The sequence below is a fragment of the Variovorax sp. P4_D9 genome, from assembly GCF_056401695.1.
Genome location: NZ_JBFUIU010000138.1, coordinates 1 through 15,177, shown reverse-complemented (window position 1 = coordinate 15,177; position 15,177 = coordinate 1). Strand labels below are relative to the sequence as shown.

The window sequence follows — 15,177 nt, the reverse complement described above, 5'->3', positions numbered from 1 at the left end:
GTTCTGGCCGTGGAAATCGGTGACAGACACCGGCTTGTGCACGTGCCGGCCCTTCTCGTCCATCACGACCACCACGAACTGCTCGCCGACCTTCACGCCATGGCCTTCGAGCTGGCCGCTGATGCCCGAGGCACGCGCGCGGTAGCGGCGGTGCATGTAGGCCGCCAGCGCGACCAGGAAATCGGGGTCGTCGTGCGGCACGTCCTCGGCATGGAAGCCCTTGCCGTAATGCTCGGCGATGAAGCCGGTGTTGAAGTCGCCACTGACGAACTTCGGATGCGCGAGCAGCGCCGCCTGGAACGGGATGTTGCTGCTGATGCCGCGAATCACGAAGCCGTTGAGGGCTTCGCGCATCAGCGCGATGGCATGCGCGCGGTCGCGGCCATGGACGATCAGCTTGGCGATCATCGAGTCGTAGAACATCGGGATCTCGCCGCCGTCGTAGACGCCGGTGTCGACCCGCACGCCATTGAGCTGCTTGGTGTCGGCCGAGAACATGGTCTCCTTGGGCGGCTGGAAACGCACCAGCCGGCCGGTCGACGGCAGGAAGTTGCGGAACGGATCCTCGGCATTGATGCGGCACTCGATGGCCCAGCCGTCGCGCTTCACGTCCTTCTGCGCCAGCGGGAGCTTCTCGCCGGCGGCGACGCGGATCATCAGCTCGACCAGGTCGAGCCCGGTGATCGCCTCGGTTACCGGGTGCTCGACCTGCAGCCGGGTGTTCATCTCGAGGAAGTAGAAGCTCTGGTCCTTGCCGACCACGAACTCCACCGTGCCCGCGCTCTGGTACTTCACGGCCTTGGCCAGCGCCACCGCCTGCTCGCCCATCGCCTTGCGCGTGGCCTCGCTGATGAAGGGCGACGGCGCCTCCTCGATCACCTTCTGGTGGCGCCGCTGGATCGAGCATTCACGCTCGTTCAGGTAGATCACGTTGCCGTGCGCATCGCCGAGCACTTGGATCTCGATGTGGCGCGGCTCCTCGACGAACTTCTCGATGAAGACGCGGTCATCGCCGAAGCTGTTGCGCGCCTCGTTGCGGCAGGAGGTGAAGCCCTCGAAGGCTTCCTTGTCGTTGAAGGCGACGCGCAGGCCCTTGCCGCCGCCGCCGGCCGAGGCCTTGATCATCACCGGGTAGCCGATGTCCTTCGCGATCTCCACGGCGCGCTCGGCGCTTTCGATGGCGTCGTTCCACCCTGGAATGGTGTTGACCTTGGCATCGTTGGCGAGCTTCTTCGAGGCGATCTTGTCGCCCATCGCGGCGATCGAATAGTGCTTCGGCCCGATGAAGACGATGCCTTCCTCCTCGACCTTGCGTGCGAAGGCTTCGTTTTCGGACAGGAAGCCGTAGCCCGGATGCACGGCCTCGGCGCCGGTCGTCTTGCAGGCCGCAATGATGCGATCGGCCTGCAGGTAGCTGTCGCGACTGGCCGAGCCGCCGATGTGCACCGCCTCGTCGGCGAGCTCGACATGGCGCGCATCCTTGTCGGCGTCGGAATAGACGGCCACCGTGAGGATGCCCATCTTCTTCGCGGTCTTGATGACGCGGCAGGCGATCTCGCCACGGTTGGCAATCAGGATCTTCTTGAACATGTTGTGGTCTCCCGATTTCAGAGGGGAATGTTGCCGTGCTTGCGCCACGGGTTCTCGAGCTTCTTCTCGCGCAGCATCACCAGGCTGCGGCAGATCCGCTTGCGGGTCTCGCTCGGCAGGATCACGTCGTCGATGTAGCCGCGCGTTCCCGCGACGTAGGGATTGGCGAAGCGCGCCTTGTATTCGGCCTCGCGCGCGGCGAGCTTCTCGGGGTCGTTCTTGTCCTCGCGGAAGATGATCTCGACCGCGCCCTTGGCACCCATCACCGCGATCTCGGCACGCGGCCAGGCCAGGTTGACGTCGCCGCGCAGGTGCTTCGAGGCCATCACGTCGTAGGCGCCGCCGTAGGCCTTGCGCGTGATCACCGTGATCTTCGGCACCGTGCATTCGGCGTACGCATAGAGCAGCTTGGCGCCGTGCTTGATGATGCCGCCGTACTCCTGGCTGGTGCCGGGCATGAAGCCGGGCACGTCGACGAAGGTCACGACCGGGATGTTGAAGGCATCGCAGAAGCGCACGAAACGCGCCGCCTTGATCGACGACTTGATGTCCAGGCAGCCGGCCAGCACCAGCGGCTGGTTGGCGACGATGCCGACGCTCTGGCCTTCCATGCGGCCGAAGCCGATCACGATGTTCTTCGCGAAGTCGGGCTGCAGCTCGAAGAAGTCGCCGTCGTCGACCACCTTCGAGATCAACTCCTTCATGTCATAGGGCTTGTTCGGGTTGTCGGGCACCAGCGTGTCGAGCGACAGGTCGGCGCGGTCGGCCGGGTCGCCGCTCGGGCGCACCGGCGGCTTCTCGCGGTTGCTGAGCGGCAGGTAGTTGTAGAGCCGGCGCAGCATCATCAGCGCCTCGACGTCGTTCTCGAAGGCCATGTCGGCCACGCCGCTCTTGGTGGTGTGGGTCGAGGCACCGCCGAGCTCCTCGGCCGTCACGTCCTCGTGCGTCACGGTCTTCACCACCTCGGGGCCGGTGACGAACATGTAGCTGCTGTCCTTCACCATGAAGATGAAGTCGGTCATGGCCGGCGAATACACCGCGCCGCCGGCGCAGGGGCCCATGATCATGCTGATCTGCGGCACCACGCCCGAGGCCATCACGTTGCGCTGGAACACGTCGGCATAGCCACCCAGCGAGGCCACGCCTTCCTGGATGCGGGCGCCGCCCGAATCGTTGAGGCCGATGACCGGGGCGCCGACCTTCATGGCCTGGTCCATCACCTTGCAGATCTTCTCGGCATGGGCTTCGCTGAGGGCGCCGCCGAAGACCGTGAAGTCCTGGCTGAAGATGAACACCAGGCGGCCGTTGATCATGCCGTAGCCGGTGACCACGCCATCGCCCGGGATCTTCTGGTCGGCCATGCCGAAGTCGCTCGAGCGGTGCTCGACGAACATGTCCCATTCTTCGAAGGTGTTGTCGTCGAGCAGCAGTGCGATGCGCTCGCGCGCCGTCAGCTTGCCCTTGGCATGCTGGGCGTCAATGCGCTTCAGGCCGCCGCCGAGTCGCGCCTGGGCGCGGCGATTTTCGAGTTGTTCGAGGATTTCTTTCATGACGTTCCGTCGTAGGAGTTGATCTTTGCTGAAAGGGAGTGCCGAAGGCTACGCCTGTCCGGCCTGCGCGGCGAGCAGTTGGCGCGCCGCGGTCGATGCGGGCAAGGTGCCGGCCGCCACCTGGGCCACGGCCCGGGGCAGCAGCTCGCGCACCTGCGGATGCTGGCGGAAGGCCTGCTTGAGGGCGGCGTCGATGCGTTCCCACATCCAGGCCAGCGCCTGCTTCTCGCGCCGGCTGGTGAAGCGGCCGTTGGCCGCCTGCAGCGCCTTGAACTGCAGCACGGCAGCCCAGAAGGCGTCGACGCCGGTGCCCAGCAGCGCACTGAGCTGGATCACCTTCGGCAGCCAGAAGCGCACCTCGGCTTCGGGCGTGCCGGGCGTCGCATGGGCCGCGTGCATGACTTGCGCATGGGCCGGATTGCCGTGATGGCCGAACAGGCGCAAGGCCGAGGTAATCTGGGCCTGGGCGCGGGTGGCCGCATCCGGATCGATGTCGGCCTTGTTGATCACCACCAGGTCGGCCAGCTCCATGACGCCCTTCTTGATCGCCTGCAGATCGTCGCCGGCATTGGGCAGCTGCAGCAGCACGAACATGTCGGTCATGCCCGAAACCGCGGTCTCGCTCTGGCCGACGCCGACCGTCTCGACGATCACGATGTCGTAGCCGGCGGCCTCGCAGACCAGCATCGCCTCGCGGGTTTTCTCGGCCACGCCGCCAAGCGTGCCGCTCGACGGGCTCGGCCGGATGTAGGCGCGCTCATGCACCGACAAATGCTCCATGCGCGTCTTGTCGCCGAGGATCGAGCCGCCGGAGACGGTGGACGACGGATCGATGGTGAGCACGGCGACGCGGTGGCCCTGCGCGATCAGGAACAGCCCGAGGGTCTCGATGAAGGTCGACTTGYCGACGCCGGGCACGCCCGAGATGCCGAGTCGGAAGGACTTGCCGGTGTGCGGCAGCAGCGCCGTGAGCAGCTGGTCGGCCTGCGCGCGATGGTCGGCGCGGGTCGATTCGAGCAGCGTGATCGCCTTGGCGATCGCGCGGCGCTGCAAGGGGCCGTCGCTGGCCAGCAGCGCGTCCACCGTGACCGGTGACTTGGCGGGCCGCATCTTCAGGCTGCAACCGCCGCGCGAATCTGCTCGAGTACGTCCTTGGCACTCGCCGGGATCGGCGTGCCCGGTCCGTAGATGCCCTTGACGCCGGCCTCGTAGAGAAAGTCGTAGTCTTGCCGTGGAATCACGCCGCCGACGAAGACGATGATGTCGTCGGCGCCCTGCTTCTTGAGCTCTGCGATAATCGCCGGCACGAGGGTCTTGTGGCCGGCGGCCAGCGTGCTGACGCCCACGGCATGGACGTCGTTCTCGATCGCCTGGCGCGCGCATTCCTCCGGCGTCTGGAACAGCGGTCCCATGTCGACGTCGAAACCGAGGTCGGCGAAGGCAGTGGCCACCACCTTGGCGCCGCGGTCGTGGCCGTCCTGCCCCAGCTTGGAGATCATGACGCGCGGGCGCCGGCCCTGTTCCTCGGCGAAGGCCGCGATCTCGTGCTGCAGCGTCTCCCAGCCTTCGGCCGAGTCGTAGGCGGCGGCATAGACGCCCGTGACCTTCTGCGTGTCGGCGCGGTGCCGGCCATAGATCTTCTCGAGCGCATCGCTGATCTCGCCGACCGTGGCGCGCAGGCGCACCGCCTGGATGCTGAGGTCGAGCAGATTGCCCTCGCCGCTTTCCGCCGCGGCGGTGAGTGCGTCGAGCGCGGCCTGCGCCGCGGCGCTGTCGCGCTTCTCGCGTATGGCCTTCAGCTTGGCGATCTGGCCGTCGCGCACCTTGACGTTGTCGATCTGCAGGATGTCGTGGGTATCCTCTTCCTTGAGCTTGTACTTGTTGACGCCCACGATCACGTCCCTGCCCGAGTCGATGCGCGCCTGCTTGTCGGCGGCCGCGGCCTCGATCTTGAGCTTGGCCCAGCCGCTGTCGACGGCCTTGGTCATGCCGCCCATGGCCTCGACCTCCTCGATGATGGTCCAGGCCGCGTCGGCCATGTCCTGCGTGAGCTTCTCCATCATGTAGCTGCCGGCCCAGGGGTCGATCACGCTCGTGATGTGGGTCTCTTCCTGGATGATCAGTTGGGTGTTGCGCGCGATGCGCGAGCTGAACTCGGTCGGCAGCGCGATGGCCTCGTCGAGCGCGTTGGTGTGCAGGCTCTGGGTGCCACCGAACACCGCGGCCATCGCTTCGATGGTGGTACGCACCACGTTGTTGTACGGGTCCTGCTCGGTGAGTGACCAGCCGGAGGTCTGGCAGTGGGTGCGCAGCATCAGGCTCTTCGGGTTCTTCGGATTGAACTCCTTCATGATCCGGCACCACAGCAGGCGCGCGGCGCGCATCTTCGCGACCTCGAGATAGAAGTTCATGCCGATCGCCCAGAAGAAACTGAGCCGGCCCGCGAAGCCGTCGACGTCGAGGCCCTTGGCCAGCGCGGTCTTCACATATTCCTTGCCGTCGGCCAGGGTGAAGGCCAGCTCGAGCGCCTGGTTGGCGCCGGCTTCCTGCATGTGGTATCCACTGATCGAGATCGAGTTGAACTTCGGCATGTTCTTCGCCGTGTACTCGATGATGTCGCCGATGATCCGCATGCTCGGCGCCGGCGGAAAGATGTAGGTGTTGCGGACCATGAACTCCTTGAGGATGTCGTTCTGGATGGTTCCGCTGAGTTGGTCCTGGGAGACTCCCTGCTCCTCGGCCGCGACCACGTAGCCCGCCAGCACCGGCAGCACGGCGCCGTTCATGGTCATCGAAACGCTGACCTTGTCGAGTGGGATCTGGTCGAACAGGATCTTCATGTCCTCGACCGAATCGATCGCCACGCCGGCCTTGCCGACGTCGCCGGTGACGCGCGGATGGTCGCTGTCGTAGCCGCGGTGGGTCGCGAGGTCGAAGGCCACCGAGACGCCCTGCCCGCCCGCCGCCAGCGCCTTGCGATAGAAGGCGTTGGATTCCTCAGCGGTCGAGAAGCCCGCGTACTGACGAATGGTCCACGGGCGCACCGCGTACATGGTGGCCTGCGGCCCGCGCAGGTAGGGCTCGAAGCCCGGCAAGGTGTCGGTGTACTTGAGCCCTTGCAGGTCGGCCGAGGTATAGAGCGGCTTGACCGTGATGCCGTCCGGCGTGACCCAGTTCAGCGCTTCGAGGTTGCCGCCCGGGGCGGACTTGGCGGCCGCCTTGGTCCAGGCTTCGAGGGTCGCAGGCGAGAAGGTGTATTTGGTTTTGCTCATGGGCGCCGCTTTGGAGGTCATGCGAAGTTCGAGGAATGCCTGCACTGTTGCAGGATTGCGGCACGGAGTTTACCTCATTTGTAATTATTAATTCAAAGAAACCGACTTGAGGTACATTTCAGCCATGTCAGCTGTCACCCTTACCCCCCGCGCCCTCTACGAAGAGGTGGCGGAACTGCTGCGCCAGCGCATCTTCAGTCGCGAACTCGAGCCCGGCAGCTGGATCGACGAGCTCAAGCTGGCCGACGAATACGGCATCAGCCGCACGCCGCTGCGCGAGGCGCTGAAGGTACTTGCCGCCGAGGGGCTGGTGACGATGAAGGTGCGGCGCGGCGCCTACGTGACCGAGGTGTCGGAGAAGGACCTGTCGGACGTCTACCACCTGCTGAGCCTGCTCGAGAGCGATGCGGCGGGCGTGGTGGCCAGGAACGCGACGGACGCCGAGCTGGCCGAACTCGATCGGCTGCACGCGGAGCTCGAAGCCGCGGCGAAACCGGGTCATGTGGATCGCGCGAATTTCTTCGCCATCAACGAGCGCTTCCACATGCGCTTGCTGGCGATCGCCAACAACCGCTGGCGCGATCAGATGGTGGCCGACCTGCGCAAGGTGATGAAGCTCAACCGGCACAACTCGCTGCTTAAGGCGGGCCGCATCGACGAGTCGCTGAAGGAGCACCGGGCGATCGTGGCGGCGATCAAGGCACGCGAGCCGGCACTCGCGATGTCGCGCATGCAGGAGCACTTCCGCAACGGACTGGAAGCGGCGAACTAGGCTGGAACTAGGCTGGGCTTCAGCCGCCCGGTGGGGCGGTTCCGATGTCGGCATTGATCTGCTTCACGGTTTCAAGCAAGCGCGGCGCGACGCGCGCCAACATCGCTTCCCGTGGCAACAGATAGGCCGGGCCGCCGCAACTCACCGCATAGCGCTCGCCGCGGGGGCCGCGAAGTGGAAAGCCCAGGGCATGAATATGCGGATGCCACTCACCGAACGAAGTGCAGTAGCCCACCCGGGCGTACTCGTCGATGCCGGCCATGATCCGCGGCTCCAATTCGGCCCAGTTCTCGCCGCTCGCGATCCGGATCTGATCGAGAAGATCACGCTGCTCGGACGAAGGCAGGGCCGCGGTATAGGCACGCCCGGCCGCAGAGGTTGCGATGGTCATGCGGGAGCCGATCTCGATGCGCGAGGTGATCAACGCGCCACGCGGCCGAATCGAATCGATGATGAGCATGTCGAGTTCGTCGCGCACGCCCACGTGAACGCTGGCGCCGGCGAACTCCGCCAGCGCCGTGAGGTGCGGCCGCGCCAGCGTTCGCAGATCGAAGTGGCGCAGGTACCGGGTGCTCATGTCCAGCAGCGCCGGACCGAGGCTGAAACGCTCGGTGTCCGCCGACTGCCGTAGGTAACCGCTGCTCACCAGCGTCGCCGCAAGACGGGACACGGTCGCCTTGGGAATTCCCGTGGCGTCGGCCAGGTCGCGATTGCTCAAGGGGCCGGCGCCGTCGCCGACCGCCTTGAGCACGGCCAGCCCCCTTGCCAGCGCAGTCACTTCCTCCTTGCCGGACCCGCCGATCGGCTCAGCCGCAGCCTCTTCCTTTTTGAAACCATGTTTCATATTTCTTCAAAAATCGATTGACCGCATCGGAGGGATGTGGATTAATTCGAAACATTGTTCCATAAAAATACCATGACGAGACAAAAGCTCTATCTCACGCGCCGGCAGTTGCTCCTGGCCGGCAGCCTGATCGCCGCAGGGTCTGGCAGCAGCTTGGCCGTCGCCCAGGAATTCCCCAAGGGCCCGGTCAAAATCATCATCCCCTTCGCGCCGGGTGGGCCGACCGACACGGTCGGCCGACTCATCGCCATGAAGCTGCAGGAGATGTGGGGGCAACCCGTGATCGTCGACTACAAGCCCGGCGCGGGCACTGCCATCGGTGTCGATTTCGTCGCCAAGGCGCCGCCGGACGGCCAGACTTTCGGCATGGTGAACTCGTCGTTCGCAGTCAATCCCTCGCTGCGCAAGACGCTGCCCTACGACACGATCAAGGACCTCCAGGGCATCACCCAGATCGCGAATCTGCAACTGGCCATCGTCGCGCGGCCCAACGCCCCGTTCGACACCGTGCCGGAACTGATCGCCTTCGCGAAGAAGAACCCCGGCAAGCTGACCTATGGCACGCCCGGTGCCGGCAGCACCACCCATTTGGGCGCGGAACTGCTCAAGCGCGAAGCCGGCTTCGACATGCTTCATTCACCCTTCAAGGGCAGCGCCCCGGCCCATACCGAACTGATGGGCGGACGCATCGACATCGTCGTCGACCCCTTTCTCTCCGTGCTTCCCTACGTCAAGGCGGGGCGCATGAAGATGATCGCGACCATGGGGCTGAACCGCGTGGAGGGCTTCGACTACCCGACCGTGGCCGAGACGGTTCCTGGGTTCAACGTCAATGCGTTGCTGGGCTTCGTGGCGCCGCATGGCACGCCGCGGCCCATCATCCAGAAGATTCAGGCGGACACGGAAAAGGTCTTGCGCAGCCCCGATATGCGCAAGCGCATTGAGGAACAGGGCATGGAGGTCGTCGCCTCCCGACCCGAGCAGTTCGACGCTTTCGTGCAATCCGAAATGAAGCGCTGGGCTCGCATCATCGGCGAGGCCGGCATCCAGGCCGAGTAGCCATCTTCCGTTTTCAGCACGCCCGCCGCCATGTCACTCCAACTCAAGCCCCTTCATCCCCTGTTCGTTGCCGAAGCCAGCGGCATCGACATCACGCACCCTCTGTCCGAGAGCGAGGTGCGGCAGATCAACGCGGCCATGAACGAATACGCCGTGCTGGTCTGGCGCGGCCAGGCGCTCAGCGGCCAGCAACAGATCGATTTCGCGAAGTCTTTCGGACCGCTCGACCTCGGCCTCAAGAAGGTCTTCAAGCGGAAGGAGCGGCTCGAGGACGAGCGCCTGATCGATATTTCTAACGTCGACGCCGAGGGCAATGTCGCAAGGCGCGACTCGCCGAAGAATCTGTCGAACTTCGCCAACCAGCTCTGGCACAGCGACAGTTCTTTCCAGAACCCGCGCGCCGCCTATTCGATGCTGCATGCGCTGGTCCTTCCGAGCTGGGGCGGCACGACCGAGTTCGCCGACCTGCGCGCAGCATACGACACGCTGCCCGAGCGCACCCGACAAGAGGTCGAGGGCCTGAGCGCCGAGCACTATGCACTGCACACGCGCATCCTGCTCGGCGACGACGCCTACACCGACGATCAGAAGAAGAGCATTCCGCCGGCCGTATGGCCGCTGGTACAGACGCATCCGGGCTCGGGTCGCCAGCTGCTGTTCGTCGGCGTGCATGCGCGCGAGATCATCGGATGGCCGGTGGCGGAAGGCCGCATGTACCTGGCGGACCTGCTCGAGCACGCCACGCAGCGCCAGCATGTCTACAGCCACGCCTGGCAGGTCGACGACCTGGTGATGTGGGACAACCGCAGCACGCTGCACCGCGGGCGCCGCTACGACATCGCCGAACGCCGCGAACTGCGCCGCACCACGATCGAGGACGTGCCCGACGCCCGGCTCATGGTGGCCTGACCGAGTCCGCGCCGCTCAGACGGTCTGGGCGGCGACGGGCTCGTGCGCGATCGCCATCACTTCGTGCGGCGGCAGCGTCTTGAACTTGTGGTCGCTCCACACCTGGCGCCAGCGGCGGGCGCCGGCCAGGCCGTTGCGCAGGCCGAGCATGTGGCGCGCGATGTTCGACCACGGGGTGCCGTGCCCGGCCGCTTCGCAGGCCATGTAGTCGCACATCCGCAGTTCGACCTCTTCGCGCGTCAGCGCCGACGGCGGCTCGCCGTAGAAGACCGCGTCCCACTCGGCCAGCCACCACGGATTGTGATAGGCCTCGCGGCCGATCATCACGCCGTCGAGCAGGCGCAGGTGCGCGTGCATCTGCGCGTTGTCGGCGAAGCCGCCATTGATCGAGAAGGCGAGCGCCGGGAAGTCGTGCTTGAGCCGATGCACCAGTTCGTAGCGCAGCGGCGGCACTTCGCGGTTCTGCTTCGGCGACAGGCCCTTGAGCCAGGCATTGCGGGCATGGACGATGAAGGTGTCGCAGCCGGCCTCGCTGACCTTGCCGACGAAGTCGCGCACGAACTCGTAGCTCTCGATTTTGTCGATGCCGATGCGGTGCTTGACGGTGACCGGCAGGTCGACGACATCGACCATCGCCTTCACGCAGTCGGCCACCAACTGCGGCTCGTTCATGAGACAGGCACCGAAGGCGCCGCGCTGCACGCGTTCGCTCGGGCAGCCGCAGTTGATGTTGATCTCGTCATAACCCCATTCTTCGCCGAGCGTGGCGCAGTGAGCCAGGTCGGCGGGCTCGCTGCCGCCGAGCTGCAGTGCGATGGGATGCTCCTCGGCGTTGAAGCGCAGGTGGCGCGGCACGTCGCCGTGGATCAGCGCGCCAGTGGTCACCATCTCGGTGTAGAGCAGCGTGCGGCGGGTCAGCAGGCGATGAAAGTAGCGGCAGTGGCGGTCGGTCCAATCCATCATTGGTGCGACACTGATGATTGGATGCCTAAGTTCTTGATTCATAACGATTTTTTCTGCCGCCGAAAGTTACGAATCGGCCAATGCACAGCACACAAGGCAAATGAAACGTGCAGTGGCCACGATTGGATGGACACAGATTGCACACATGGCTTCATTTTCCCAGTCGCCAAGCGGCAAATGGCGCGTACAAGGGCCCGGCATTTGCCGCCACGAACTTCTGTAAGGGCGAGCCCTAGACTAGCGGAAATGGAGCCGCAGGCCCCATAAGAACACAACGCCCAACACGACAATCACCGCTATCCGCCCCCATGGCATAAGAGGCGGCAGTGGTTCAACCGTTGGTCTTTTCCCTCGGGTGCTCCGACGCTCGAGGGGAGAATGCGCGCTGATGTTGGCACGTTCGCTCATTTGCCAATCAGTCTGGGTGTCGTCTCGATCGGTCTTCATGCAGACCATCATGATTACATTCCGATACATCCACCATGCCACCTCGACCCTTCGGCTGGTCTTTTCGTGAAATTGTTAACTAAAGCTCTCGCCGATGCACGTCAATCCGGTCCCCAGCGACTGTCCACGAAGCCCCGAAAAGGTCTATTCTTACCTTTCTTCGATCGATAAGACAAAGGTACGAAATGCCTGCCACTGCCACCTTGTCCAGCAAATTCCAGATCTCCATTCCAAAGGAAGTGCGGGAGGAGAAACAGTGGGAGGCCGGCCAGGAGTTCGTCTTCATCCCCAAGGGCCAAGGCGTGCTGTTGATGCCGGTGCCCGAACTGGAGGAACTGGCCGGCATCGCAAGGGGCGCGGACGCCCGCGGATACCGCGACCGGACCGATCGCTACTGATGGTGGCGACTCTGGTGGTCGTCGACACCTCGGCCTGGATCGAATGGCTGGCGGGCAGCGCACAAGGCCAGAAAGTGGGTACGCATCTTCCCGAAAGGGCAAGCTGCATCGTTCCAACCATCGTGCAGCTCGAACTGTCCAAATGGCTGGTTCGCGAGCTCGGCGAAGAACCGGCCGACCAAGTCATTGCCTACACACAGAAATGCAGGGTGGTGCCGCTCGACACAGGCATCGCTCTGCTGGCGGCCGATCTGCACCGTGAGCACAAGCTGGCAACGGCCGACGCGATCGTCTATGCGACGGCCAGGCAACAAAAAGCCGATCTGCTCACCTGCGACGCGCACTTCGAAGGATTGCCCGGGGTATTCCACTTTCCCAAGCCAGAGCGAACGCGAACGACGCCCTCGCGCCGCGTCAAGCCATGAGCACGGCCTGATCCAGCCGACGGTCTTTCAGCAGCGCCGCCAACCCCTCCGGCTGATAGCCCGCAAATCCATCCAGGTAGACCTGCACGCTCGGATGAAACAACGCACCCTGCGGGATCTTCCTCGGCCCGTGCGGCAGCAGCGCGAAGGGCGGGTCCTTGTAGGGCGTGTGGACCGGGCCGAAGGCGCCGACCTTCGCCGCCTGGTACTGCGGCGAGATCGCCACGCCGTTGTCCCTGAAGTGCCCGATCATCCAGTCGAGCGAAAAGCCCGACAGATCCTGCGTCGGGTAGCCGCCGCCGACGTCCGAATGGGCGCCGCAAAACCAGCGCTGGTGGATGCCCTCCCTGGCGTCCCACAGTGTCGGCTCGAAGTCACCTCTCTGCTCGTCGATCGCGACCGCGTGAAAGCCGCTGCGCACCTTCGGCGACAGCGCACGGTCCGCGAACTCGAAGACGTCGATCTTCTTCGCGTCGGCCGGGTTGTAGAACGGCACCCCGAGCGAACCGACCGTGTCCCAGGCGGCGATGGCCTCGATACTGACTCCCTGCACCAGACGCGCCGGGTCGATGCGGCGCGACTTGAATTCCTCGAGGTAGCCCAGCAGCGTGCTCTGCTTGCCGGCCTTGCGCCGGTACTCGGCCCAGACATGGATGCCCAGCGCATAGGCCCGTTCGGGGTCGTAGCGGCCGTCGTCCCCGCACATGGCGTCCTGCGGCAGCAGGCCCATCGCCGCGACCATGCCGCCCAGCGCGCGGACGGTGTACGCCCCGCGGCTGAAACCGCACAGGAAGATGCGGTCCCCGGCTTCGTAGTTGCGAGACACGAAGGTGTAGCCGCGCACGATGCGTTCGATGAAGCCCTCGCCGAACACGCCGCCGAGCAGCTTCCTGATCGCGTTGCCGGAATCGCCCACGCCATGCAGGTACTTGGCCACCTGGATGACACGCCCATCCGGACCGCCGCTCTCAACTTTCTCCTGCTCGTCCTGCTTGCGCAGCGAGTCGGGCGTCACCGCACCGGCCAGGGCCGCGAAAAGCCGCAGCACGTTGGTGGCGTAGGGCTGCAGTGCGTCGCCATCCCCCTGGCCCAGACCCTTCCAGGTGCCGTCGGCACAAAAGACGATGCTCTTCGCCATGACGCATCCTTTCCGCAGGTTTCCGGCGAGGAGTCTGGTCCGATCCGAGGCCGGAATCCATGCGCCATTCGCTGTATGCCGCCTCGCGCCCAGCCCTCCCCGAATTCAGAGGAAATCCCCTGGCGTGCCCTCTATGGCTGTGCTTCGGGATAATCAGGGTTAACCCGCATTTAATTCCCCCGATGACAGCTTCGACCGCCCCTCCGTCCAGCACTTCGTCGCGCATGCCCGCCGCGCTGCTCRCCCTGGCCGCTGCGGCCTTCGCCATCGGCACCAGTGAATTCGTCGTCATGGGCCTGCTGCCCGACATGGCGCTCGATCTCGGCGTCACGCTGGCGCAGGCCGGCTTGCTGGTCACCGGCTATGCGCTGGGCGTGGTGGTCGGCGCACCGGTGTTCGCTGTCGCGACCGCCCGGCTGCCGCGCAAGGCGACGCTGGTCGCGCTGGCCTCGCTGTTCGTCGTCGGCAACCTGCTGTGCGCGCTGGCGCCGGACTACGGCCTGCTGATGGCGGCCCGCGTCATCACCGCGTTGGCCCATGGCACCTTCTTCGGCATCGGCTCGGTGGTGGCCGCGGGCCTGGTGCCTGCCAACCGGCGCTCGCAGGCGATCGCGCTGATGTTCACCGGCCTCACGCTGGCCAACGTGCTCGGCGTGCCGATGGGCCGGATCATCGGCGAGCATTTCGGCTGGCGAATGACCTTCGCCGCGATCGTCGGGATCGCGCTAGCCGCGGTGGCGGCCCTGGTGGCCCTGCTGCCGCGCCAGATCGAGATGCAGAAGGGCAACATCCTGCGCGAATTCACCGTGCTGGCCGACCGCCGCGTGCTGCTGGCGCTGGCCACCAGCGCGCTGGCCTCGGCCAGCCTGTTCTGCGTGTTCACCTTCATCACGCCCTTGCTGACCCAGGTCAGCGGCTTCTCGAACGCAGCCGTGGCGCCGATCTTGCTGCTGCTGGGCGTCGGCCTGACCGTCGGCAGCACGGTCGGCGGGCGGCTCGGAGATCAGCGGCTGGTGCCGTCGATGCTGAGGGTGCTGGGCCTCAATGCCATGGTGCTGGCGCTTCTCTATTTCGCGCTGCCGCTGAAGGCGCCCACGGTGCTGCTGATGCTGCTCTGGACCACTCTCCAGTTCGCGCTGGTGCCGCTGCTGCAGACGCTGATCGTGCAGCATGCCAGCGCCGCGCCGAACCTCGCATCGACCCTGAACCAGGGGGCCTTCAATCTCGGCAATGCCGCCGGCGCCTGGATTGGCAGCGGCATGCTGGCAGCGGGCGTTCCGCTGGGCGGGCTGCCCTGGGCCAGCGCGGCCATCACGCTCTGCGCCCTGGCCCTGGCGGCATGGAGCAGCCGGCTCGGTAGCCGAGACGCGCTCATGCAGACCGCCTGAGCCGACCGCCGGGCCGCGTCACGGTACACCAAGATGCATTCTCAATTGTCAAAACTAGGGATGACACCGAGCATTCAATGCATCGAAGTATCGAAGCCAGCATAGGAAGTACCAAAGCGCGAAATTGATGTCTCCACAATCGGCCCACGGCGACCCCTCGTCGATCACAAGGAGACATCCATGAAGCGTTTTCTCAAGGCGGGCCTGGCGCTCGCAATGGCCGGTGCAGGCTGGGCCCATGCGGCGACCGAACTGGTGATCGCGACCGTGAACAACGGCCACATGATCGAGATGCAGAAGCTCGGCAAGTTCTTCGAGCAGGCGCATCCGGACATCAAGCTCAAGTGGGTCACGCTCGAGGAAGGCACCTTGCGCCAGCGCGTGACCACCGACATCGCCACCAAGGGCGGCCAGTTCGACGT

14 protein-coding genes are annotated in these 15,177 nt (G+C 65.2%); 7 read left to right on the top strand and 7 right to left on the bottom strand.

What is annotated here, in order from left to right; genetic code table 11:
* From AC1DY5_RS16895 to scpA, 4 genes are all read right to left on the bottom strand, one after another.
* Window positions 1–1,590: acetyl-CoA carboxylase biotin carboxylase subunit (locus AC1DY5_RS16895; protein WP_478113150.1), on the bottom strand; the 1,590-nt coding region annotated here is incomplete at its 3' end.
* Between the two features lie 17 nt (window positions 1,591–1,607).
* Window positions 1,608–3,140, bottom strand: coding sequence for an acyl-CoA carboxylase subunit beta (locus tag AC1DY5_RS16890; protein ID WP_478113148.1), 1,533 nt, complete (start codon window positions 3,138–3,140; stop codon window positions 1,608–1,610).
* 48 nt (window positions 3,141–3,188) lie between these two features.
* A complete protein-coding gene (gene meaB, locus AC1DY5_RS16885; RefSeq protein ID WP_478113147.1) occupies window positions 3,189–4,250 on the bottom strand; it encodes a methylmalonyl Co-A mutase-associated GTPase MeaB in 1,062 nt (353 codons plus the stop codon).
* A gap of 2 nt (window positions 4,251–4,252) precedes the next feature.
* Window positions 4,253–6,412, bottom strand: coding sequence for a methylmalonyl-CoA mutase (gene scpA / locus AC1DY5_RS16880; protein ID WP_478113146.1), 2,160 nt, complete (start codon window positions 6,410–6,412; stop codon window positions 4,253–4,255).
* Between the two features lie 124 nt (window positions 6,413–6,536).
* On the opposite strand from scpA, the gene AC1DY5_RS16875 reads away from it, so the two are divergent.
* Complete coding sequence (locus AC1DY5_RS16875) at window positions 6,537–7,184, top strand: GntR family transcriptional regulator (RefSeq protein WP_478113144.1); 648 nt, start codon at window positions 6,537–6,539, stop codon at window positions 7,182–7,184.
* Window positions 7,185–7,203: 19 nt separating this feature from the next.
* Here the strand turns inward: AC1DY5_RS16875 and AC1DY5_RS16870 are convergent, their stop codons facing one another.
* A complete protein-coding gene (locus AC1DY5_RS16870; protein WP_478113143.1) occupies window positions 7,204–8,028 on the bottom strand; it encodes an IclR family transcriptional regulator in 825 nt (274 codons plus the stop codon).
* Between the two features lie 72 nt (window positions 8,029–8,100).
* Between AC1DY5_RS16870 and AC1DY5_RS16865 the strand changes: the two genes are divergently transcribed.
* Window positions 8,101–9,087, top strand: a complete 987-nt coding sequence (locus AC1DY5_RS16865; RefSeq protein ID WP_478113142.1) for a tripartite tricarboxylate transporter substrate binding protein — start codon at window positions 8,101–8,103, stop codon at window positions 9,085–9,087.
* 30 nt (window positions 9,088–9,117) lie between these two features.
* Entirely contained in the window at window positions 9,118–9,996 is an 879-nt protein-coding gene (locus AC1DY5_RS16860) for a TauD/TfdA dioxygenase family protein (RefSeq protein ID WP_478113140.1), read from the top strand.
* Between the two features lie 15 nt (window positions 9,997–10,011).
* On the opposite strand, the gene dusA is transcribed toward AC1DY5_RS16860, so the two are convergent.
* On the bottom strand, window positions 10,012–11,001 hold the full coding sequence (gene dusA / locus AC1DY5_RS16855) for a tRNA dihydrouridine(20/20a) synthase DusA (protein ID WP_478113139.1): 990 nt from the start codon (window positions 10,999–11,001) through the stop codon (window positions 10,012–10,014).
* Between the two features lie 590 nt (window positions 11,002–11,591).
* Between dusA and AC1DY5_RS16850 the strand changes: the two genes are divergently transcribed.
* Window positions 11,592–11,804, top strand: a complete 213-nt coding sequence (locus tag AC1DY5_RS16850) for an AbrB/MazE/SpoVT family DNA-binding domain-containing protein (RefSeq protein ID WP_478113138.1) — start codon at window positions 11,592–11,594, stop codon at window positions 11,802–11,804.
* Window positions 11,804–12,229 carry a PIN domain-containing protein gene (locus tag AC1DY5_RS16845; RefSeq protein WP_478113137.1) on the top strand — a complete coding sequence of 142 codons (426 nt, stop codon included), beginning with the start codon at window positions 11,804–11,806 and terminating at the stop codon, window positions 12,227–12,229. Before AC1DY5_RS16850 ends, AC1DY5_RS16845 begins: the two co-directional genes overlap by 1 nt.
* Here the strand turns inward: AC1DY5_RS16845 and AC1DY5_RS16840 are convergent.
* Entirely contained in the window at window positions 12,219–13,367 is a 1,149-nt protein-coding gene (locus AC1DY5_RS16840) for a DUF2235 domain-containing protein (protein ID WP_478113136.1), read from the bottom strand. The two genes, AC1DY5_RS16845 and AC1DY5_RS16840, sit on opposite strands and share 11 nt — an antisense overlap.
* A gap of 224 nt (window positions 13,368–13,591) precedes the next feature.
* Here AC1DY5_RS16840 and AC1DY5_RS16835 point away from each other — a divergent pair, with 224 nt between their 5' ends.
* Both AC1DY5_RS16835 and AC1DY5_RS16830 read left to right on the top strand, forming a co-directional pair.
* On the top strand, window positions 13,592–14,755 hold the full coding sequence (locus AC1DY5_RS16835) for an MFS transporter (RefSeq protein WP_478113152.1): 1,164 nt from the start codon (window positions 13,592–13,594) through the stop codon (window positions 14,753–14,755).
* A 180-nt stretch (window positions 14,756–14,935) separates the two neighbouring features.
* A partial coding sequence (locus AC1DY5_RS16830; protein WP_478113134.1) for an extracellular solute-binding protein occupies window positions 14,936–15,177 on the top strand: 242 nt, incomplete at its 3' end.

What these genes read in the sequence shown, in the direction of transcription:
- AC1DY5_RS16890 (WP_478113148.1), bottom strand. Translation starts at nt 3,140, where the DNA reads ATGAAAGAAATCCTCGAACAACTCGAAAATCGCCGCGCCCAGGCGCGA.
- scpA (WP_478113146.1), bottom strand. Translation starts at nt 6,412, where the DNA reads ATGAGCAAAACCAAATACACCTTCTCGCCTGCGACCCTCGAAGCCTGG.
- AC1DY5_RS16875 (WP_478113144.1), top strand. Translation starts at nt 6,537, where the DNA reads ATGTCAGCTGTCACCCTTACCCCCCGCGCCCTCTACGAAGAGGTGGCG.
- AC1DY5_RS16870 (WP_478113143.1), bottom strand. Translation starts at nt 8,028, where the DNA reads ATGAAACATGGTTTCAAAAAGGAAGAGGCTGCGGCTGAGCCGATCGGC.
- AC1DY5_RS16865 (WP_478113142.1), top strand. Translation starts at nt 8,101, where the DNA reads ATGACGAGACAAAAGCTCTATCTCACGCGCCGGCAGTTGCTCCTGGCC.
- AC1DY5_RS16860 (WP_478113140.1), top strand. Translation starts at nt 9,118, where the DNA reads ATGTCACTCCAACTCAAGCCCCTTCATCCCCTGTTCGTTGCCGAAGCC.
- dusA (WP_478113139.1), bottom strand. Translation starts at nt 11,001, where the DNA reads ATGAATCAAGAACTTAGGCATCCAATCATCAGTGTCGCACCAATGATG.
- AC1DY5_RS16850 (WP_478113138.1), top strand. Translation starts at nt 11,592, where the DNA reads ATGCCTGCCACTGCCACCTTGTCCAGCAAATTCCAGATCTCCATTCCA.
- AC1DY5_RS16845 (WP_478113137.1), top strand. Translation starts at nt 11,804, where the DNA reads ATGGTGGCGACTCTGGTGGTCGTCGACACCTCGGCCTGGATCGAATGG.
- AC1DY5_RS16840 (WP_478113136.1), bottom strand. Translation starts at nt 13,367, where the DNA reads ATGGCGAAGAGCATCGTCTTTTGTGCCGACGGCACCTGGAAGGGTCTG.